Raw genomic sequence first — 19,788 nt, 5'->3', positions numbered from 1 at the left:
CCGCCCGCCTAAATGCCCCCCCTCCCGGGGGTTGTTGTTTTTTGATATGGGGTTTTCCAACCCGCCTTACCACTCACGACCAGCCGGGCGAGGGTGAACGCGCAACCTTCGCGGGGGTTGCCACGTCGGTAAGGTCACCGGAGATGTCCCTGGGGGATGGGGTCTGGGACGCGAAGTCCCAGAGGGGACGGCAACGACATGCCAGGGGAAGACCCCGGCCTGCGGGTGGGCGTGCTCGGCCCGCTGCGGGCCTGGCGCGGGACGGCCGAAATCGGCCTCGGCCCCGCCCGTCAGCGCGCCATCTTCGCGGTGCTCGCCGTCAACGCCGGCCGGCCCGTCCCCCGCGCCGAACTGATCGCCGGCGTCTGGGGCGATTCCGCGCCCGCGAGCGTCGAAGGCAGCGTCCACACCTACGTCTCCGGGCTGCGCCGGGCCATCGAACCGGACCGTTCGCGCTGGTCGGCGGCCAGCGTGCTGGTCTCGGATCCCGCCGGGTACTCCCTGGTCCTCGACGAGGACGCGCTCGACGCGGCCCTGTTCGAGCGGCACCGCGAACGCGCGCAGCGGCACCTCGAGCAGGGCGATCCGCGGGCCGCCGTCACCGAACTCGACGACGCTCTCGCGCTCTGGCAGGGCGAGGCGCTCTCCGGTGTCCCCGGCGGGTTCGCCGAACGGCACCGCGAATACCTCGCCGAACTGCGGCTGGACACCCTCGAACGCCGCGCCGAAGCCGTGCTGGCGCTCGGCGGGCACCTCGATCTCGCGCCGGAGCTGGCGGTGCTGGCCGGCGAACACCCCCTGCGGGAATCGCTGCGGGAGTCGCTGATGCTCGCCCTCTACCGCAGCGGGCGGCCCGCCGACGCCCTCGACGTCTTCCGCGACGCCCGCGCCACGCTCGTCGCGGAACTCGGCGTCGAACCCGGCCCCGCGCTGCAACGGCTCCAGCGGCAGATCCTCGCCCAGGACCCGGCCCTCGACGCGCCCGTGGCGCCGGTCGTCGTCACCGGGCACCGGCTGTTCGGCCGGGAAGCCGAAACGGCCCGGCTCGCGGAGCTCGTCGCCGACGTCCGGGCCGGGCGGGGCCGGGCGGTCTGGATCGAAGGGGACGCCGGGATCGGCAAGTCCGCGCTGCTCACCTCCTCGCTGCCGGACGGCCCCGGATTCCAGCGGCTCTGGGCGGCCGCCGACGAGCTGAGCACCCGGTTCCCGCTGCAGGTCGTGCTGGAGTGCCTGGCCATCGACGCGCATTCGCCCGACCCGCGGCGCGCGCGGGTGGCGAAGGAGCTCGCGGGCGAGGGCCCGGCGCGGCGCAGCTGGGGCCCGGCCGACCCGGTGCTCGGCGCCGTCGACCGGCTGCTGGCGCTGGTCGACGAGCTGTGCGCGCAGTCGCCGCAGGTGCTGGTGCTCGACGACCTGCAGTGGGCCGACGAAGCGTCCGTGCTGGTCTGGCACCGGCTCTGCGCGGCGACCCGGCAGCTGCCGCTGCTGCTGGTGGCCGCCACCCGCCCGGCACCGGACCGCGCCGAGCTCGCCCAGCTGCGCCGCGGTGTCCAGGCGCGGGACGGGGTCGTCCTCGACCTGGCGCCGCTGACCGGCGAGGACGTCGGCCGGCTGATCGAAGACCAGCTCGGCGCGCCGCCCGGGCCGGGCCTGCGCGAGCTGGCCGCCCGTGGTGCCGGGAACCCGTTGTACGTCAAGGAGATGGTCGACGTCCTGCGCCGGGCCGGCTCGGTGGCGCTGAGCGGCGGCCAGGCGGACGTCGACGACCCGGCGGAGTTCGAGGCACCGCGGTCGCTGGTCGCCGCGGTCGACCGGCGGCTGGACTTCCTGACGGCGCGGACGCAGGAAGTGCTGCGCTGGGGCGCCTTGCTGGGCATGGAGTTCGCCGTCGGCGACGTCGCCGCGGTGCTCGGCACCCGGCCGTCGGACCTGCTGGCGCCACTGGAAGAAGCCGTCACGGCGAACGTCCTCATCGACACCGGGACGCAGCTGGCGTTCCGCCACCCGCTGCTGCGCCAGGCGCTGTACGACCGGCTGCTGGCCGGGACCCGGGCGGCACTGCACCGCCAGGCCGCCGAGGCTCTCGCCGGGATCGGCGCGCCGGTGAAGCGCGTCGCCGAACAGCTCGTCGCGGCACCGGCCACAGTGGACGAATGGGTGCTGGACTGGCTCGCCGCGCACCACGCGGTCGTGTCGACCCGGGCCCCGCTGATCGCCGTCGAGCTGCTGGAGCGCGCGCTGGCCGCCTCCGCCGCCACCGACCCGCGCCGGGAGACGCTGCTGGTCGCGCTGGTCAAGGTGCTGTTCCGGCTGGAACGCAGCCCGGAAACCCTGGCGCGGCAGGCCCTCGACGTCGCCACCGACCCGGACGCCGTCGAGGAGATGCGGCACGTGCTCGCGGCGCTGCGGCACCGCCGTGGGGACACCGAAGGCGCCGTCGCGACGCTCGCCGCGTGGGTCGACGACCCGGCCGTGCCGGAGCTCTGGCGGGTCAAGCACCGGCAGCTGCTGGCGAACTTCCGGCGCGGCAGTCTGTCCGATTTGGACACCGCGGAGCGGACCGCGCACGAGACGAAGGCCCTCGCCGGTGGCGACCGCTACCTGACCGCGCACGCGCTGCAGTCGTTGTGGCTGGTCGATTCGGTGCGCCGCGAGCACGAGCGCGCGCTCGCCCACATCGACGCGGCGATCGAGGCCGTCGGCGACGAGCACGAGCTGGCCGACCTGCACCTCGACCTGCTCGACAACCGCGTCTTCACGCTGCAGAACCTCGATCGCCTGGCCGAGGCGGGCGAGGCCCTGCGGGCGGCGGGGGAAGTCGCGGCGCGGCACGCGCTGCCGGTCGGGCTGCAGGTGTCGGCCGCGGTGCACCGGTACTGGGAGGGCCGCTGGGACGAGGCGCTGGTCGAGCTGGACACGGTCATCGAGGACGGCCCGGCGATCACGTTCTACGGCCTGCGCGAGCCGGGGCCGGCGGCGCTGCTGCTGCACGGCGTCGCGGCCCTGATCGCGGGCCGCCGCGACGACCGCGCCCAGGCGGCGGCCCACCTCGACGCGGCGGAGGAGTACGCCCCGGCGACCGGCGCCGAGCGCGAGAGCTTCGACTTCCTGCTGGTCGCCGACGCCTTGGCGGCCGAGCAGCGCGGCGACCGGGTCCGCGCGCTGGCCGTCCTCGAGCCGATCCTGAACCCGACGTACGCGCAGATGATGCTGCGGCACCAGTGGCTGCCGGCGTTCGTACGGCTGGCGATGGAGCAGGACGAACTCGACCGCGCGCGGCGCGCTTTGGCGGTGTGCGAGGAAGAAGCGGCGAAGGAGCGACGCCCGGCGCGGGCGCACGCGGCGGCGTCGTGGTGCCGCGGGCTGATCGAGGAGGACCCGGCCCCGGTGCTGGCGACGGCCGAGCACTTCCGCGCGGTCGGCCGCCGCCCCGAGCTCGCCTCGGCGCTGGAGGACGCGGCGGTGCTGCTGGCCCGCGCGGGCCGGCTGGACGCGGCACACGCGGCGTTCGAGGAGGCGGCCGAGCTGTACACGGCGCTGGCGGCCCGCTGGGACCTGCGGCGCGCGGAAACCCGGCTGCGCCGCCTCGGCGTCCGGCGGGGTGCGCTGTTCTCGCCGATCCGGCCGGGCCACGGCTGGGAGTCGCTGACACCGATCGAGGTCCGGATCGCCGGGCTGGTCGCGGAAGGCCGGTCGAACCCGGACATCGCGGCCGAGCTGTCCCTGCCGCGCCGGACGGTCCAGGCCCACGTGGCCCGGCTGCTGGGCAAGCTGGAGACGCCGTCACGCTCGGGGGTCGCCGACGCCGTCCGCCGCCGGCCGTAACGCGTTGGCCTTGGCGACCCGGCCCAGGTAGCGGCCCGATTCCTTGACCGTCCGCCGCTGGGTCCCGAAGTCGACGTGCACCAAGCCGAACCGCTGCGTGTACCCCATCGCCCACTCGAAGTTGTCCAGCAACGACCAGGCGAAGTAGCCGCGGACGTCGACTCCGGCGCGGATGGCGTCGTGGACCGCCCGCAGGTGCTCCATGAAGTAGTTCCACCCGGGCCGCGTCGAACACCCGGCCGTCGACCACGTGGTCCACGAAGGACGCGCCGTTCTCGGCCACGACCAGCGGGAGCCCGCCGGACCGCTCGTCGATCCACCGCAGGAGGCCGGTCAGCGTGTCCGGTGCTTGTTCCCAGCCGAACGCCGTCAACGGCCCCTTCGCGGGCAGCACGTCCATCCCCCGCAACGTCGGCAGCGGGCAGTTGCTCGGCGCCTGCGGGTCCTCGAGCGGCGTGACACGCGCCGGGGCGTAGTAGTTCACGCCCAGCCAGTCGATCGGGGCCGCGATGGTTTCGGTATCGCCGTCGTGGATCCGGTCGGCCAACCGGCCGGCGGCGGCCAGCACGTCCTCCGGATAGCCGCGGCCCAGCACCGGGTCGAGGAAGAACCGGTTGTGGATGCCGTCGAACTTGCGGGCCGCTTCGCGGTGGGCCGGGGTGTCGCCGTCCGGGATGGCCGGGGCGAAGTTCAGGGCCAGCGAGAACTCGTGCTCCGGCCCGGCGAGCGCGCGCGTCGCCAGGCCGTGCGCGAGCAGCAGGTGGTGGGCCGCGACGAGCGCCGTGTCGTGGTCCTGGACGCCCGGGGCGTGCACGCCGCTGCCGTAGCCGAGGAACGCGGCGCAGAACGGCTCGTTGATCGTCGTCCAGTGGCGCACGCGGTCGCCGAGTGCGCGGTGGACGACCGCCGCGTAGTCGGCGAACCGGGCAGCCGTGTCACGCTCCGGCCAGCCGCCGGCGTCCTCCAGGGCCTGCGGCAGGTCCCAGTGGTAGAGCGTCAGCACCGGCGCGACACCGTGGCTCAGCACCTCGTCGACCAGCCGGTCGTAGAAGGCGAGCCCGGCCGCGGACGGCGTCCGGCCGTCCGGCTGCACCCGCGGCCACGCGACGGAGAACCGGTAGGCGTTGAGTCCCAGGTCGGCCAGCAGGCCGATGTCCTCGGGGTAGCGGTGGTAGTGGTCGCAGGCGACAGCACCGGTCGCGCCGTCGAGCACCTTGCCTCCGGTCGCCGCGAAGGTGTCCCAGATGGACGGTCCGCGGCCGCCTTCGGTGACGCCGCCCTCCACCTGGTAGGACGCCGTCGCCGCGCCCCAGAGAAAGCCTGCCGGGAAGGTCATACCGGTGCCCCTTTCAGGATGCCCCGCACGAGGTGGCGGCCCAGCAGCAGGAACAGCGCGATGACCGGCACGACGGCCAGGGTCGCGCCGGTGAGCATCAGCGCGTAGTCGGTGTAGTAGCCGCTGGCCAGCTGCGACAGCGCGACCTGCACGGTCGGCGTCTCGTTCGGGTCGAGCACGACCAGCGGCCAGAAGTAGTCGTTCCAGGTGGCCATGAACGTCAGCATCGCGAGCACCGCGGCCGGCGCGCGGAGGGCGGGCACGGCCACGTGCCAGTAGGTGCGCAGGATCGAGCAGCCGTCGACGGTCGCGGCGTCGACGAGGTCCGGGCTGATCGCGTTCTCGCACGCCTGGCGCATCCAGAACACGCTGAAGGCACTGACCAGCGCCGGCACGATCACCGCTTCGAGCCGCCCGTACCAGCCGAGGTCGCCGACGACGAGGTACAGCGGGATGACGCCGAGCTGTGCCGGCACCATCGCCGAGCCGACGACCAGCAGGAACAGCGTGTTGCGGCCGCGGAACTTCAGCCGCGCGAAGGCGAACCCGGCGAGGCTCGCCAGCACGACGTTGGACACCATGACGGTGCTCGCGACGATCAGCGAGTTCCCGATGGCCAGCCAGAAGTCGACGGTGCCGAAGACGCGCCGCACGTTCTCGGGCAGGTTCCCGCCCGGCAGCAGCAGCGGCGACGTCTCCCCGATCGCCGAGTTGTCCCGCGTGGCCACGACGAACGACCAGTACAGCGGGAAGATCGAGGCGCCGAGCACCCCGGTCAGCGCGGCGTACACCCAGCCGCCGGGCCGCCGCCGCGCTGTCACGCCGACCTCACGAACCGGCGCACCAGCCGGTAGTTGACCAGCGCGAACAGCGCGCAGATCACGAACATCACCCAGGTCAGCGCGGCCGCGTAGCCGGCGTCGAGGTGCGTGAACCCCTTTTCGTACAGGTACATGACCAGCGTCTGGAACTGGCGGTCGTTGCCGCCGGTGCCGGCCGAGCCGCCGGCGTCGAACAGCTGCGGCTCGGCGAACAGCTGCAGGCCGTTGACCGTGCCGGCGATGGCGGTGAAGGCCAGCGCGGGCCGGATGCCGGGCACGGTGATCGACCAGAACGTCCGCCACCGCGAGGCTCCGTCGAGCTCGGCGGCTTCGTAGAGGTCACCGGGGACGGCCTGCATCGCGGCCAGGTAGATCAGGGCGTTGTAGCCGGTCCAGCGCCAGAGCACCATGCTCGCGACGGCGAAGTGCGACGTCCAGGTCGTCGCCCGCCAGTTGACCGGAGCCACGCCGAACCAGCCGAGGACCTCGTTGACGACGCCGTAGTCGCGGCTGAACAGCTGCCCGAAGACCAGCCCGACGGCGACGACGGACACGACGTTCGGCAGCAGCACCCCGGTGCGCCACCAGGTCGCGGCCCGCAGCGGCCGGTCGAGCAGCGCCGCGATGCCCAGGGCCAGCAGGAATTCCGGGATCGCGGCGAGCAGGAAGATGGAGACGGTGTTGGCGAGCGCGTTGTAGAAGTGCGGATCCGTGAGCAGGTCGCCGTAGTTGGCGAGGCCGAAGCCGCCCCGGTCGCCTTCGAGCAGGTTCCAGTCGTGCAGCGAAACCCACGCCGTGTAGAGCAGCGGGAAGGCGCCGAAGACGACGAACAGGGCGAAGAAGGGCGCGACGAAGAGCAGCGGCGTGACCGCGCGGTCGAGGCGGTGCTGCACGCGTGGCTACTTCAGGGCGGCTTGGGCCTGCTGGACGGCTGTCGTCCAGGCTTGCTCGACGGTGTCGGTCTTCTCCTCGATCCGCCCGAGGGCCCGGCCGAACTCCGGCCGGACGTCGGCGTCGCGCAGCCCGCGGTAGTTCGGACGCAGCTGGTCGGCCGAAGCGGCGAAGATCCGCCCGGTCGGCGCGTCGCCGAAGTAGCTGTCGGTGTGCGCGACGACCTGCGGATCCTCGTACACCGCGGGCTCGCTGGGCAGGATGCCGTCGGAGAGGAAGAGTTTCTTCTGCTGCTCCGGAGCGGTCAGCCAGCGGGCGAGCTCGTACGCCTCTTTCTGGTGCGTGCCCTGCTTCGGGACGGTCAGGAACGAACCGCCCTGGTTGCCACTCCTGCCGGGCACGGTGGTGACGTCCCACTTGCCGCGGTTGGCGTCCCCGCCGGCTTCCTTGATCTGGCTGAGCATCCACGCGGGGCAGGCGACGGTGGCGAAGGAGCCCTGCTTGATCGCCACGTTCCACGCCTGGGTGAACGTGGTCGCCGCCGCCGTCTGCCCCTTCGCGGCGAGGCCGCCGGAGAGGAAGAAAGCGGTGCGCACGCTCGGATTGCGGTCGGCGATGAAGGAGTCGTCACGCTGGGAGAAGTAGTTTTCCGGCGACTGGTTGAGCATCGCCGTGTAGACGGTGCCGGCGGAGTCGGCGAACTTCACGTTCGGCGTCTTGCTGGTGAACCGCTCGGCGGTGGCGGCGTAGGCGTCCCAGTCCGGCATGAGCTTCGCGACTTCGTCGCGGTCGGTCGGCAGGCCGGCGGCCTGGAACAGGTCGCGCCGGTAGCAGAGGGCGAGGCTGCCCATGTCCGTGCCGAGGCCCAGCACGAAGGCGCCGTCGGTGCCCTGCGCCCACTTCCACGGCACCCACTGCTTTTCGAGTTCGCGGGCGCCGTAGCCGGCCAGGTCGGCGAACTTGTCCTTCGCCTTCCGGTACTGCGGCATGTACTGCTCTTCGATCGCGACGACGTCGGCGGCACCGCGTCCGGTGGCGAGCTGGGTCGCGAGGCCCTTGTGGTGCGTGTCGAAGTCGGTGACGCGGTTCTGCACTGTGATGTCCGGGTGCAGTTTTTCGTATTCGGCGATCAGGGGCGCGTAGCCGAACTCACCGAAGGTCGCGATGGTGAGCTTGGTTTTCCCCCCGGCGTCCCCCGGAGTGCAGGCGGCGAGCGGGATCAACGCGGCGACCAGGATGGCGATCGTTCGCAACAGGCTTCCTCAGATCACACCGGCCCGCACGGCGTAGGCGACCGCGTGCGGCCGGTTGCGCAGGTTGAGCCGGTTGGTCATGGCGTAGATGACGTTCTTCACGGTCCGTTCCGAGTAGCAGAGTTTTCCCGCGATCTCGGCAGTGTCCCAGCCTTCGGCCATCAGGCGAAGCACATCCACCTCGCGCGGCGTGAGCGCCGCCCCACCGCGTTCATCGGCGAGCGCCTCGACCTGCTCACGCAGCGGCGCGGATCGCCCCCGAGCGGCGGCGAGCACGCTCCCGGTGACCCGATCGAGCGCGGTCCGCGGCAGCACGGCGGAGACGTGACAGTCGGCGAGAAGGCCGACGTGCGCAGGGTCGACATGCCCGGCCACCAGCACAATGGCGGCGGGAGACTCAGCCGAGGCGGCCCGCAGAGCGGCCACGGCCTCCCGGTCAACCTCCCCGACGGCGAACACGAGAACGGCCGCCTCACCCCGGCGGGCCCGCGGCAGGACGAGCAGCTCGGGGCGGGACTTCAGGTGGTTGATCAGCCCGGTCAGGGCAATGGGGTCGGAAGCCCACGCCGCCACTCGCACCTGGTCCATCGAACCCTCCTCAGCCCACGACGACGCCTGCCTCGGGCCAGTCTGGTGAGACCGCCTTCACGAATTCTCTAACGGCGGGGGAGCCATTCTTCACGGCGTGAAGTTTGGCGGTTTTGGCGGTGGCGGGGTTGCTGGTTGAGGGTTGAGCGCGCCGGTTGTGGCCGCTCCGGCCGCAGGGTTCCGGCCCGCGGTCGCCAGGCCGAGGCAGCGGGGCCGGCCGCCGCGTTCCGGCCCGCAGTCGTGCGGCGGCAAGGTGGCCAGTCAGGGGCCGAGGCGCTGGTCGGGGCGGCTCTGCCGCCGGCCGCGCTGCCGCCCGCGGTTGTGGAGCCGGGACAGCGGGCCGCCATCGAGGGCAGCCGTGGCTGCTCACGCGGCTGGGCACGTTGGCTGTGGCCGCGCCGGTCTCAGGGTTCGGCCCGCGGTCGCCAGGCCGGGGCGGCGGGGCGGCGGCCGCGTTCCGCCCGCGGTCGCCAGGCCGAGGCAGCAGGGCCGGCCGCCGCGTTCCGGCCCGCGGTCGCGCGGCGACAAGGTGGCCAGTCAGGGGCCGAGGCGCTGGTCGGGGCGGCTCTGCCGCCGGCTGCGCTGCCGCCCGCGGTCGTGGAGCCGGGACAGCGAGCCGCCATCGAGGGCAGCCGTGGCTGCTCACGCGGCTGGGCACATTGGCCGTGGCCGCGCCGGTCTCAGGGTTCCGGCCCGCGGTCGCCAGGCCGGGGCAGCGGGGCCGGCTGCCGCGTTCCGGCCCGCGGTCGTGCGGCGGCAGGGTGGCCGGTCAGGGGCCGAGGCGCTGGTCGGGGCGGCATTGCGGCCGGCCGCGGTCGTCAGGCTGGGGCAGCGGGGCCGTTCTTTACGCCGCCGGGTTGGGGGGTCGACTACGGTCGGGGGGCACACAAACGAGTGAAGGGACCGATGAACCGCCGACGTCTTGCTGCCCTTGGGGTGGCTTTCTCCATCGTGGCCGGTGGACTGCTGGTCGCAGGCTTGGAACCGCGGGTCGTTTCCGGGTTGGCCGTGCCCGTGGCCTCCAGTTCCAGCCGGCCGGCTCCTGCTCCGGCGGCCTCTCCTCCCGCTCCGTCCGCTCCTACCTCGCAGCTCGCGCGGCCGGGTGACTGCGCGTCGATGGCGGCTGGGCTTGATGTTCGGGCTCAGGTTGCGCAGCTGGTCGTTGTGGGTGTGTCCGGGGACAATCCGGCGGCGACCGTTTCGCTGGTGCGGGACCACCAGGTCGGCGGGATCTTCATCGGGGGTAACGCAACAGCGTTGTTGAAAGATCGCTCGCTCGACGCGGTGCAGGCCGTCGCCCGGGTGCCGGTGGCGGTTTCGGTCGACGAGGAAGGCGGGCGCGTCCAGCGCATCGACGACCTCGACGGCGACCTGCCCTCGGCGCGGACGATGGCCGCGACGAAGTCCCCCGACCAGGTTCGGACACTGGCCGCCGAGCGGGGCCGCCAGTTGCGTGCCCGCGGGGTGACCGTGGACTTCGCCCCGGACACCGACGTCACGAACGCCCCCGACGACGACGTCATCGGTGATCGGTCGTTCAGCCCCGACCCGGCCAAGGTGAAGACGTACGCGAAAGCCTTCGCCGAGGGCCTGCGGGACGCGGGAATCCAGCCGGTGCTGAAGCACTTCCCCGGCCACGGCCACGGCTCGGGCGACTCCCACAAGGGCACGGTGGTGACGCCGCCGCTCGACAAGCTGCGCGCGGTCGACCTGGTGCCCTACCGCGGCCTGGCCGACTACGGGCCGGTCGCGGTGATGGTCGGCCACCTCGACGTGCCGGGCCTGACCGGTGGCGTGCCGGCCTCGCTCTCGCCGGCCGCGTACCAGCTGCTGCGCGGCGAGTTCGCGTTCACCGGGCCGGTGGTGACCGACGACCTCGGGGCCATGAAGGCGATCACCGCTCAATACCCGCTGCCCGAGGCGGTGCTGAAGGCCCTGCAGGCCGGCGCGGACGAAGCGTTGTGGTCCTCCGGGGGCCGGGTGGACGAGGTGCTGGACCGGCTGGCCAAGGCCGTGCAGAGCGGGGAACTGCCGAAGCCGCGGGTGCAGGAGTCGGTCGCGCGGGTGCTGCGAGGCAAGGGCCTCTGCTGAGATCCGGCTTGCCCCTGGATCCACTTGCCCCTGGATCCACTTGCCCCTGGACCCACTTGCCCCTGGACCGGCTTGCCTCTGGGACCGCCTCGCCCGAGGACGCCACCCGGCGGATCGCCGGGAAACGGAATCTGTTGCCAGACAACGGATTCCGCGCGCCCTGCCTCGAGCACGACGCCGGAACGATCCGCGCCGGACGCACGCGGAACTGGACCGCCGAGCGGCCGGGATCCGGCGCGGCCGGGATCAGCCGGCCGCCCGGCCGGTCTTCGCCGACCCGGGAGCGCCTGGCCCGGCCTCTGGAGGAGCGGCCGCGTTTTCGGTTGTGCAGAAGGGATCGTTGTCGCCATACCCACGACGGTACCGAACGCGCGTTCGAAGATCACCACTGAATCGGGTGAACATCGGCGGGCAAGTCTCCAGGCCGATTCCGTTGCGCCACAAGGGAAATAGCAGCCAGGCGTCGCGAGCAGCCCCCGATACAAAGGCTACCGATTAGCACCGACAGAAACGGGAAGCCGACCGTGGCTAGACTTTCCGCGATGGCACCCGGCGCAAGGAGCGGCATGGCGAATCTCGGCGGTACCTTCACCCTCGGCGGCGAACTTCCCGTGACGCGCATGGGTTACGGCGCCATGCAACTGGCCGGGCCCGGGGTCTGGGGGCCGCCGAAGGACCGCGACACGGCCGTCGCCGTGGTGCGGGAAGCCGTCGAACGCGGGGTCACCCACCTCGACACCAGTGACTACTACGGCCCTCACACCGTCAACACCCTCATCAAGGACGCCCTGCACCCCTACCCCGACTCGCTCGTCATCGTGACGAAAGTCGGGGCGCGGCGGAGCGCCGACAAGGGGTGGCCGGTCGCCCTGTCGGCCGCGGACCTCACCGAGGCCGTGCACGACAACCTGCGGAACCTCGGCGTCGACGCGCTCGACGTCGTCAACCTGCGGCTCAGCAACGCCGCCGGTGACTACCCCGTCCCGATGTCGGTCGCCGAACCGTTCGGGGTGCTCGCCGAGCTGCAGGCGCAGGGGCTGATCCGGCACCTCGGGCTCAGCCACGTCAGCGCCGAGCAGGTCGACGAAGCGAAGGCGATCGCGCCCGTCGTCTGCGTGCAGAACCACTACAACGTCGCCCACCGCGAGAACGATCCCCTCGTCGACAAGTGCGCCGCCGAGGGGATCGCCTTCGTGCCCTACTTCCCGCTCGGCGGGTTCAGCCCGCTGCAGTCCGGGCTGCTCGACGACTGCGCCGCGCGGGCCGGGGCCACGCCGATGCAGGTCGCGCTCGCCTGGCTGCTGCAGCGGTCGCCGTCGATGCTGCTGATCCCCGGGACGTCGTCGCCCGCGCACCTGCGGGAGAACCTCGCCGCCGCCGAACTGGACCTGCCCGCGGACGTTCTCGCCGATCTGGACCGGATCGGCGCCGCCTGATCGCTACGCTGAGCGCCCGGACAAGCACGAGAACGGAGCAACCGTGGCGGAGTGGGGCGATCTGGTCGCGTACATCAGGCAGTCGTACCGGGTGGTGCGCGACGAGCCCGACGAACTGCGCATCCGTCTCGTCTTCGGCGACGACCCGGACACCGAACAACGGGCGCAGATCGTCGTGATCGCCCGCGAAATCCTCGACCAGCGCGAGGACTGGGTGCAGATCGCGACGCCGTTCGCGCGGCACGAGCAGGTCGACCTCCTGGAAGTGCTGACCGAGGTCGGCGAGGCGATCGTCGTCGGCGGGCTCGCGGTGATGGGCGAGCACGTCGTGCTCCGCCACTCGCTGCCGCTGATCAACCTCGACATCAACGAGTTCACCGACCCGCTCGAGCTGGTCGCCGGCGCGGCCGAGCTGCTGGAGCAGCAGTTCACCGGCCGCGACGACTACTGAGCGGCAGCACCGCCACGGCGGCCGCCACGGCGAGCGCGGCACCCAGCCCGAGCGCCACGGCCGCCGTGCCGGTGCCGAGGTAGAGCCCGCCGAGGAGGGCGACGCCGAGGGTGCCGCCAAGCTGCTGCACCGCGTTGAGCAGCCCGGCGGCCGAGCCCGTCTCGTGCGGGCGGACCCGGCCGAGTGCCGCGGTGAAGAACGGCACCGTGAACGTCCCCATCCCGAGCCCGCACAGCGCCAGCGCCCACGGGTACGCGCCCACCCCGCCGGCCGCCATGGCGAGCACCCCGGCCAGCAGCAGAGCCAGCCCGGCGTACATCACGCGCGGGCCGAACTTCGGCACCAGCCGGGCGCCCGCGACGTACGACGACACCGCGAGCCCCACCGACAGCGGCAGCAGGGTCAGGCCCGCGGTGCGGACGTCGGCGCCGAGCCCCAGCTGCAGCTGCATCGACACCACCTGCATCAGGCCGGTCATCACCGCGAAGAACAGCAGCGACCCGGCGAGCGCGGCCGGAAACCCGCGGTGGGTGAACAGGCTCGGCTCGACCAGCGGCGCGGCCGCGCGGCGCTGCTGGAAGCCGAACACGACCAGCAGCGCGGCGCCGGCCGCGAGCAGGGCCCAGTTCGTCCCCGCCGGGTCGATCAGCGGGTAGACGAGCAGCCCGGCACCGGCGACGACGAGCGCGGTGCCGGTGAGGTCGAGCCGCGGCCGGGTGGCCGCGCGGTCCTCCCGCAGCAGCCGCGCGGCGAGCAGCACCGCGAGCCCGAGCGGGACGTTCACGAGGAACGCCGCCCGCCAAGAGATCGCCTGCGTCAGCAGCCCGCCGAGCAGCGGCCCGGTGACCGCGGACAGGCCCATCACCGGGCCGATCGCGCCCAGGGCCTTCGCGAGTTCGCCGCCGTCGAACAGGGCGCGGATGAGGCCGATGGTCTGCGGGATGATCAGCGCCGCCGCCACGCCCTGCACCGCGCGTGCCCCGATCAGGACGCCCGCGTCCTGGGCCGCCGCGCAGACCAGCGACGCGAGCACGAAGCCCGTCACACCGAGCTTGAACACCTTGGCCCGGCCGAGGACGTCGCCGAGCCGGCCGCCGGTGATCAGGAAGGCGGCGAACGGCAGCGTGTAGGCCGCGCTGAACCACGGGATGCCGGCGGCCGGGCCGGGCAGGTCGGCGTGCACGGCGGGGCCGGCGACCTGGACGATCGTCGCGTCGAGCAGGTTCATGGCCTCGGCGACGAGCAGCACGGCCAAAGCGGCCCAGCGCCGCCGATAACGCGTCAGGGTGAGCACGGAGGTCTCCTTTCGTTCGGCGCCCACCCTGACTTTGCGACCAGTCTGCGTTCCAGCTAAGAGCGTGATTTGGCTGATTTCTTCCGTTCAATGGATCAGAATGAGGGATATGACCACGTTGGACGCCGTCGACCGCGCGCTGATCCACGCGTTGCACCTCGACGGGCGGGCGCCGTTCACCAAGATCGGGGACGTCCTCGGCGTCTCCACGCAGACGGTGGCGCGCCGCTACCGCCGTCTCCGGGCCGAGGCGTCGCTCCGCGTCGTCGGCCTGCCGGATCCGCAGCGGGCCGGCCAAGCCGAGTGGATGGTCCGCCTGACCGCGACGCCGCACACGGCGCAGGACCTCGCCCAGGCGCTGGCGCGCCGCGCGGACACGGCGTGGATCAAGCTGATGTCGGGCGGCACGGAGATCTGCGTGAACGTCCACACGCCGGCCGCGAGCGACCACGCGCTGCTGCTGCGGGACATCCCGCGCACGGCGAGCATCACGGCGGTCTCCGCGCACCAGCTGCTGCACCGGTACTTCGGCGGCCCGACGGCGTGGCTGGGCCGGGCCAACGCCCTCGACGCGGCCCAGATCGCCGCGCTCACCCCGGTCCACGACGGCCCGGGCAAGCCGCTGACCGGCGACGACGCCCCCTTGATGGCGGCGCTGCAGCGCGACGGCCGCGCGGGCCTGGCCGAGCTGGCGACGGCAACCGGCTGGTCGGCGGCGACCGTCGCGCGCCGCCTGGCCGACCTCCTGGCGGGCGGCACCGTGTTCTTCGACCTGGAGATCGATCCGGAGCTGCTGGGGGCGACCACGCAGGCCCTGCTGTGGATGGCGGTGGCACCGGCCCAGCTGGACTGGGTGGCGCGGACGCTGGCGACCCACGCGGAGCTGGCGCTCGTGGCGGCGACGACGGGGCCGGCGAACCTGGTGGCGCTGGCGCTGTGCCCGGACGCCGCCGCACTGCACCACTACCTGACGCACCGGCTGGGGGCACTGGAGGCCATCCGGACCCTGGAGACGGCTCCGGTGCTGCGGACGGTCAAGGCGGCCGCCTCACGCTGAGCGAACGGCCCTAGAGTCCTAAGTGGACTTAACCTCGACCAGGTGGTCGAGCAGGCCGCGGACGGCTTCGAACTCCCGGACCTCCTGGCGGCAGTCCGGGCACGCCGCGAGGTGCCGCTCGACCCGGGCCGCCTCGGCGGCGTCGAGCAACCCCAGGCTGTACGCCCCGAGGTCGGTCCGGTCGTACCGGCCCATGGATCGCGTCTCCGTTTCCGCGTCCCGTGAGGAACGCCCGCACTGTCCGATGCCTCCAGAGTCCTGAGATGGACGCGTCCTCGGCGAAGTTCCGCGGATTTCTACCCGAACGGCCGACAACTTCGGAGGGCAAACAGCCCATGTGAGTGACGACGATGGTCACGCACCTCACCCGTCCGAACACGGAAAGCTTTTGTGCCACGAACTTCGCCGATTCGGCGTCATGGGTCCCCGGCTCGCTCGTCGGACTGGCGTCGGACCGGGATTTCCCCGCTTCGACCTGGGCAAGAAGGCGATCCGAAACGAGGAGAGCGATGACCGTACGGAGCCACCGGGCGGACGACGTCGTGGACGAGGTCGGGGTGTGGCTGGCCGGGGAGTTCGCGGGGCGGCTCCCCGCCTCGGAGATCGACCGCGTCGTCCGGACGACGCGGATCGACCTCGAAGGGAGCATCGCGCCGGAGGAGCTCGGGGAGATGCTCCACCGGCTGGGCCGGGCGAGGCTGCAGCGCATCCTGCACGTCGCCCCGGCCATGCGGGTGAAGATCCCGCAAGCGCGGTGACGTGCCGGGCGGGCACGCGGCTCCGGTGCCGCGTCGCCCGCCCCGCGGCACGCCCGCACCCGAGAGCCGGACGCCTTCGCCGTGACCACACCGGGAGGCGGTTCACCGGAAGGGACCTTCGCGCACAACCCTTGCCCGCGGCCCCCGGCAACCTTGACTGGACTAGACCAATCTGCTCTAGTGACCGGTGTCACCCTCGTCTGGCCGGATGAGCACACCCCCTCCGACACCGGGCGCCCCCGCGCCCGGACTCCGTCGTGGCCGAAGGAGTGAGCGAATCTTGAGAAGACGTCTTGTCGCGGTCCTGTCCGCCGTCGCCGCCGTTGCCGGGCTCGTGTTCGGCGTACCCGCCGCCACCGGGCAGGCCCCTCAGGCGGCCGCCGCCGCGTGCAGTGCCCCGAACTGGGTCGCCGGGCAGTGGTACGACGTCGGCGCCGTCGTCCGCTACACCAACGGCGGTTACTACCGCGCCAAGAACGCCAACCCGGGCTACGACCCCGTCATCAGCACCTGGTACTGGGAGCCCTACAGCTGTGACGGCGGGGGCGGCACCACCTGCAGTTACCCGAACTGGGTGGCCGGGCAGTGGTACGACGTCGGCGCGATCGTCCGCTACACCAACGGCGGCTACTACCGCGCCAAGAACGCCAACCCGGGCTACGACCCCGTCATCAGCACCTGGTACTGGGAGCCCTTCAGCTGCGGTGGCGGCACCGATCCCGGCAACCCCGGCGCGTTCGTGGTGAGCGAAGCCCAGTTCAACCAGATCTTCCCGGGCCGGAACTCCTTCTACACCTACAGCGGCCTCACCGCCGCGCTCTCGGCCTACCCCGGCTTCGCGAACACCGGCAGCGACACCGTCAAGAAGCAGGAGGCCGCGGCCTTCCTCGCCAACGTCAACCACGAAACCGGCGGGCTCGTCTACATCGTCGAGCAGAACACGGCCAACTACCCGCACTACTGCGACTGGAGCCAGTCCTACGGCTGCCCGGCCGGCCAAGCCGCCTACTACGGCCGCGGCCCGATCCAGCTGAGCTGGAACTTCAACTACAAGGCCGCCGGTGACGCGCTCGGCATCGACCTGCTCGGCAACCCGTGGCAGGTCGAGCAGAACTCGGCCGTCGCCTGGAAGACCGGGCTCTGGTACTGGAACACCCAGAGCGGCCCCGGCTCCATGACCCCGCACAACGCGATGGTCAACGGCCGCGGCTTCGGCGAGACGATCCGCAGCATCAACGGCTCCATCGAATGCAACGGCGGCAACCCCGCCCAGGTGCAGAGCCGCGTCGACAAGTACCGCCAGATCACCGCGGTCCTCGGCGTCGACCCCGGCGCCAACCTGTACTGCTGAACCCGCGGGCGGGCGGGGTCACGGCCCCGCCCGCTCAGCCGGCGAGCCGGTCCGCGATCAGCCGGATGACCGCCGCCGCGTGGTCGTTCAGGTAGAAGTGGCCGCCCGGGTACGTCTTCAGCTCGAAGCCCGCCGACGTCCGCTCGGCCCACTGGCGCGCCTCGGCGTCGGTAACCTTAGGGTCCGCGTCGCCGACCAGCGCCACGATCGGGCAGCCGACGTCGGGGCCGGGACGGTAGCGGTAGAGCTCCGCGGCCTTGTAGTCGCTGCGCAGCGCGGGCAACACCAGGTTGCGGATGTCCTCGTCGTCCAGCACCGCCGCGTCGGTGCCGCCGAGCCGCTTGACCTCGGCCAGCAGTTCTTCGTCGCCCTTTTCGTGGACCCGCTCGTCGCGGTGGGCCGACGGCCCGCGGCGGCCCGAGACGAACAGGGTGAGCAGCTTCGTGCCCCGCGCTTCCAGCCGCCGGGCGACCTCGAAGGCCAGGCTGGCGCCCATGCTGTGGCCGAAGAACGCCACCGGCCCGGCGATCTCCGGGGCGAGCACATCCGCCAGCCGGTCCGCGAGCACGAACAGGTCGTCCACCGGGGCCTCGGCGTGCCGGTCCTGCCGGCCCGGGTACTGCACGGCCAGCACCTCCACCGACGGCGCCAGCGCCGCCGACACCGGGTGGAAGTAGCTCGCCGCTCCCCCGGCGTGCGGGAAGCACACGAGCTGCGCCGCGGCGGACGGCGCCGGGTGGAAGCGCCGGACCCACTCGGAGGCGTCGAGGGAAATCGTCATGGTCCCCAATCTGGCAGGCCGCCGGACCGGCGTCGACCCCTAACGTGCGCAGTACCGGCGGCAGGCCCCGGGATGCGGCCGGGGCCTGCCGGTTTCCGGTCAGCCGGGCGGCCTCACTCGGCCCGCCACAGCGCCGGGACGGCCGGGGGCTCCCAGCCCGGCTGCGCGGTGTGCGCCTGCAGGCAGACGTACCCGCGGCCGGCGTAGGTGACCCGGGTGCCCGCCGGGTACGCCGTGCCCACCGCCCAGGACGTGCCCCCGGGCGGCGTGGACGAGGGCGGCGTGGACGAGGTCGGCGGCGCGGACGTCGCGGTCGACGTCGGCGTCTGCGGCACGTTCAGCACGAAGTCGAAGGCGGCTTCCTTCGCGGAGCCGTTGTCCCGCACGGTCATCAGCAGCCGCGCGTCGAAGATCGTGTCGGTGTTGTTGCGCGGCTCGCCGGGGAAGTAGAGCTGCGTGGTCAGGATCGGCCGGCCGGGCGCCTGCACCTTGACGTGGATGTGCCGGGTCCGGCCCGGGTAGAGGCCCGGGACGATCGTGGACAGCGTGAACGCGCCCTGGGCGTTCGTGTACTGGTGCCCGCGGAAGGTGTAGCCGGTGTTGTCGTAGGCGCCGTTGACGTCCGCCTGCCAGAAGTCCAGCAGCGCGCGGTTGATCGGCAGGCAGGCGCGCCCGAAGACGTAGCCGGTCACGGTCAGCCGGGTGCCCTGGGTGCCGGGTGTGACGAGGTTGGTCCGTTCCGGCGAGTTCGGCTTGAAGTACGGCCCCTCGGTCTGCTCGATCGTCGGCTCGTCGCCGTCGTGGCAGGCCGGGGTCAGCTCCGGTGCCGTGCCGCCGACGGCGTTCGCGCGGGCCAGCGCCGGGCCGCCGATCAGCGCGACCGGCGCGGCGACACCCGCGGCCAGCGCGGCCTTGAGCACCGTCTTGCGGCTCAACTGGTTTTCCTCGTCCATGCCTGGCTCCTCGTGGGTGGGGGATCCCTCGAACGTAGGCAGGCACCGGGCGGGCGGCGATGGACTGGCCCCGTCAGTCGTGGTGCTTCTCCCCGCCGCGCCGGAAGTCACCGGGGCTCAGCCCGGTTTCGCGGCGGAAGAACCGGCAGAAGTAGGCCGGGTCGGCGAACCCGACGCGGCTCGCCACCTGCCGGACGGTGAGGTCCGTCCGGAGCAGGAACCGTTGCGCCTCCCGGATCCTGGCTTCGCGCAGCAGCTGCGCGGCCGTGCGGCCGGTCGCGGCCTTCACCGCCTCGGTGAGGTGGCCGGGCGTGACGCCGAGGCGTTCGGCGTGCGCGCGCACCGACCACGGCCCGGGCCCGGGGCGGCCGGTGCGCCGGACGAACTCCGCCGCCACCGCACCGGCGGGCGCGGGCGGCGGCGTGCCCAGCAGCCGGCCCGCCCGCACGACCAGGACGTGCACCAGCGCCCGCAGCACCGACTCCGTGCCCTCACCGCCGCGGCGGTACTCGTCCTCGAGGTCGGCGATCAGCCGGGCGACCCGCGCGTCGGCGTGCTCGTCCAGGTGCAGCCACGGCCGTTCGCTCAGCCGCCGCAGCAGCTCGCGGTCGGCCGGGTGGTCGAGGAGGAAGTCGTCGGTGAACACCACGACGTGCCCGGTCAGCCCGCGGACGCCGGCCCACTGGTGCACCTGCCCGGGCGCGATGACGCCGAAGTGTGGCGGCCGCAGCGGCCACCGAGCGGTGTCGACGACGTGCGCGCCGGTGCCGCCGGTGACGTGGACGAGCTCGTGGAAGGTGTGCCGGTGCGGGAAGTCCGCGCGGGACAGCGGCCCGATCGCGTCGAACGTGCCGACGGCGAACGGCGGCGCGTGCGGGGCGGGCACCTCCAGCCGGTGCATC

The 19,788-nt window shown here is 72.8% G+C and carries 16 protein-coding genes and 1 pseudogene; 7 read left to right on the top strand and 10 right to left on the bottom strand.

Going from position 1 to position 19,788, the window contains the following annotated elements; all coding sequences use genetic code 11:
* Nucleotides 1-198 precede the first annotated feature (198 nt).
* The gene (locus ACWEF6_RS25695) at nucleotides 199-3,825 is read left to right on the top strand and encodes a BTAD domain-containing putative transcriptional regulator (protein WP_449685283.1); all 3,627 of its coding nucleotides are present in this window, start codon (nucleotides 199-201) and stop codon (nucleotides 3,823-3,825) included.
* Here ACWEF6_RS25695 and ACWEF6_RS25690 read toward each other — a convergent pair.
* The 5 genes and pseudogenes from ACWEF6_RS25690 to ACWEF6_RS25670 all read right to left on the bottom strand — a co-directional run bounded on the left by ACWEF6_RS25690 (nucleotide 3,784) and on the right by ACWEF6_RS25670 (nucleotide 8,714).
* Nucleotides 3,784-5,161, bottom strand: a pseudogene (locus ACWEF6_RS25690) (GH1 family beta-glucosidase). The gene ACWEF6_RS25695 and the pseudogene ACWEF6_RS25690 sit on opposite strands and share 42 nt — an antisense overlap.
* Nucleotides 5,158-5,982 carry a carbohydrate ABC transporter permease gene (locus ACWEF6_RS25685; RefSeq protein ID WP_449685282.1) on the bottom strand — a complete coding sequence of 275 codons (825 nt, stop codon included), beginning with the start codon at nucleotides 5,980-5,982 and terminating at the stop codon, nucleotides 5,158-5,160. The pseudogene ACWEF6_RS25690 and the gene ACWEF6_RS25685 overlap by 4 nt, the downstream one beginning before the upstream one ends.
* A complete protein-coding gene (locus ACWEF6_RS25680; protein WP_449685281.1) occupies nucleotides 5,979-6,875 on the bottom strand; it encodes a carbohydrate ABC transporter permease in 897 nt (298 codons plus the stop codon). Before ACWEF6_RS25680 ends, ACWEF6_RS25685 begins: the two co-directional genes overlap by 4 nt.
* A 6-nt stretch (nucleotides 6,876-6,881) precedes the next feature.
* Complete coding sequence (locus ACWEF6_RS25675; protein WP_449685280.1) at nucleotides 6,882-8,126, bottom strand: ABC transporter substrate-binding protein; 1,245 nt, start codon at nucleotides 8,124-8,126, stop codon at nucleotides 6,882-6,884.
* Nucleotides 8,127-8,135: 9 nt separating this feature from the next.
* A complete protein-coding gene (locus ACWEF6_RS25670) occupies nucleotides 8,136-8,714 on the bottom strand; it encodes a response regulator transcription factor (RefSeq protein WP_449685279.1) in 579 nt (192 codons plus the stop codon).
* 936 nt (nucleotides 8,715-9,650) lie between these two features.
* Between ACWEF6_RS25670 and ACWEF6_RS25665 the strand changes: the two genes are divergently transcribed.
* From ACWEF6_RS25665 to ACWEF6_RS25655, 3 genes are all read left to right on the top strand, one after another.
* On the top strand, nucleotides 9,651-10,805 hold the full coding sequence (locus ACWEF6_RS25665) for a glycoside hydrolase family 3 N-terminal domain-containing protein (protein ID WP_449685278.1): 1,155 nt from the start codon (nucleotides 9,651-9,653) through the stop codon (nucleotides 10,803-10,805).
* A 566-nt stretch (nucleotides 10,806-11,371) separates the two neighbouring features.
* A complete protein-coding gene (locus tag ACWEF6_RS25660; RefSeq protein ID WP_449685277.1) occupies nucleotides 11,372-12,241 on the top strand; it encodes an oxidoreductase in 870 nt (289 codons plus the stop codon).
* Nucleotides 12,242-12,284: 43 nt separating this feature from the next.
* Nucleotides 12,285-12,692 carry a hypothetical protein gene (locus tag ACWEF6_RS25655; RefSeq protein WP_310973657.1) on the top strand — a complete coding sequence of 136 codons (408 nt, stop codon included), beginning with the start codon at nucleotides 12,285-12,287 and terminating at the stop codon, nucleotides 12,690-12,692.
* On the opposite strand, the gene ACWEF6_RS25650 is transcribed toward ACWEF6_RS25655, so the two are convergent.
* Nucleotides 12,670-13,986 carry an MFS transporter gene (locus ACWEF6_RS25650; protein ID WP_449685276.1) on the bottom strand — a complete coding sequence of 439 codons (1,317 nt, stop codon included), beginning with the start codon at nucleotides 13,984-13,986 and terminating at the stop codon, nucleotides 12,670-12,672. The two genes, ACWEF6_RS25655 and ACWEF6_RS25650, sit on opposite strands and share 23 nt — an antisense overlap.
* Nucleotides 13,987-14,095: 109 nt before the next feature.
* Between ACWEF6_RS25650 and ACWEF6_RS25645 the strand changes: the two genes are divergently transcribed.
* Nucleotides 14,096-15,043: an Lrp/AsnC family transcriptional regulator gene (locus ACWEF6_RS25645; protein WP_449685275.1), complete on the top strand. Its 948-nt coding sequence runs from the start codon at nucleotides 14,096-14,098 to the stop codon at nucleotides 15,041-15,043.
* Nucleotides 15,044-15,061: 18 nt separating this feature from the next.
* Here ACWEF6_RS25645 and ACWEF6_RS25640 read toward each other — a convergent pair whose 3' ends face one another.
* Nucleotides 15,062-15,238: a zf-HC2 domain-containing protein gene (locus ACWEF6_RS25640; protein WP_449685274.1), complete on the bottom strand. Its 177-nt coding sequence runs from the start codon at nucleotides 15,236-15,238 to the stop codon at nucleotides 15,062-15,064.
* Nucleotides 15,239-15,552: 314 nt separating this feature from the next.
* On the opposite strand from ACWEF6_RS25640, the gene ACWEF6_RS25635 reads away from it, so the two are divergent.
* A complete protein-coding gene (locus ACWEF6_RS25635) occupies nucleotides 15,553-15,801 on the top strand; it encodes a hypothetical protein (protein ID WP_449685273.1) in 249 nt (82 codons plus the stop codon).
* Nucleotides 15,802-16,078: 277 nt separating this feature from the next.
* Nucleotides 16,079-17,152 (top strand): glycoside hydrolase family 19 protein, encoded by a 1,074-nt coding sequence (locus ACWEF6_RS25630; protein ID WP_449685287.1) that lies wholly within the window; start codon nucleotides 16,079-16,081, stop codon nucleotides 17,150-17,152.
* A 34-nt stretch (nucleotides 17,153-17,186) separates the two neighbouring features.
* Here ACWEF6_RS25630 and ACWEF6_RS25625 read toward each other — a convergent pair whose 3' ends face one another.
* From ACWEF6_RS25625 to ACWEF6_RS25615, 3 genes are all read right to left on the bottom strand, one after another.
* Entirely contained in the window at nucleotides 17,187-17,933 is a 747-nt protein-coding gene (locus ACWEF6_RS25625) for a thioesterase II family protein (RefSeq protein ID WP_449685272.1), read from the bottom strand.
* 113 nt (nucleotides 17,934-18,046) lie between these two features.
* Nucleotides 18,047-18,886 (bottom strand): dioxygenase family protein, encoded by an 840-nt coding sequence (locus ACWEF6_RS25620; protein WP_449685271.1) that lies wholly within the window; start codon nucleotides 18,884-18,886, stop codon nucleotides 18,047-18,049.
* Between the two features lie 73 nt (nucleotides 18,887-18,959).
* Complete coding sequence (locus ACWEF6_RS25615; protein WP_449685286.1) at nucleotides 18,960-19,787, bottom strand: AraC family transcriptional regulator; 828 nt, start codon at nucleotides 19,785-19,787, stop codon at nucleotides 18,960-18,962.
* Between the last annotated feature and the right edge of the window lies 1 nt (nucleotide 19,788).

The sequence above is a fragment of the Amycolatopsis sp. NPDC004772 genome, from assembly GCF_053601215.1.
Note: the sequence above shows the minus strand (reverse complement) of the source record. Positions and strands in the feature narration are given on the sequence as shown.

Bases quoted from the DNA above. Each gene is read 5' to 3' on its own strand.
- ACWEF6_RS25640 (WP_449685274.1), bottom strand. From the start codon at position 15,238: ATGGGCCGGTACGACCGGACCGACCTCGGGGCGTACAGCCTGGGGTTG.
- ACWEF6_RS25695 (WP_449685283.1), top strand. From the start codon at position 199: ATGCCAGGGGAAGACCCCGGCCTGCGGGTGGGCGTGCTCGGCCCGCTG.
- ACWEF6_RS25635 (WP_449685273.1), top strand. From the start codon at position 15,553: ATGACCGTACGGAGCCACCGGGCGGACGACGTCGTGGACGAGGTCGGG.
- ACWEF6_RS25645 (WP_449685275.1), top strand. From the start codon at position 14,096: ATGACCACGTTGGACGCCGTCGACCGCGCGCTGATCCACGCGTTGCAC.
- ACWEF6_RS25615 (WP_449685286.1), bottom strand. From the start codon at position 19,787: ATGCACCGGCTGGAGGTGCCCGCCCCGCACGCGCCGCCGTTCGCCGTC.
- ACWEF6_RS25620 (WP_449685271.1), bottom strand. From the start codon at position 18,886: ATGGACGAGGAAAACCAGTTGAGCCGCAAGACGGTGCTCAAGGCCGCG.
- ACWEF6_RS25625 (WP_449685272.1), bottom strand. From the start codon at position 17,933: ATGACGATTTCCCTCGACGCCTCCGAGTGGGTCCGGCGCTTCCACCCG.
- ACWEF6_RS25660 (WP_449685277.1), top strand. From the start codon at position 11,372: ATGGCGAATCTCGGCGGTACCTTCACCCTCGGCGGCGAACTTCCCGTG.
- ACWEF6_RS25670 (WP_449685279.1), bottom strand. From the start codon at position 8,714: ATGGACCAGGTGCGAGTGGCGGCGTGGGCTTCCGACCCCATTGCCCTG.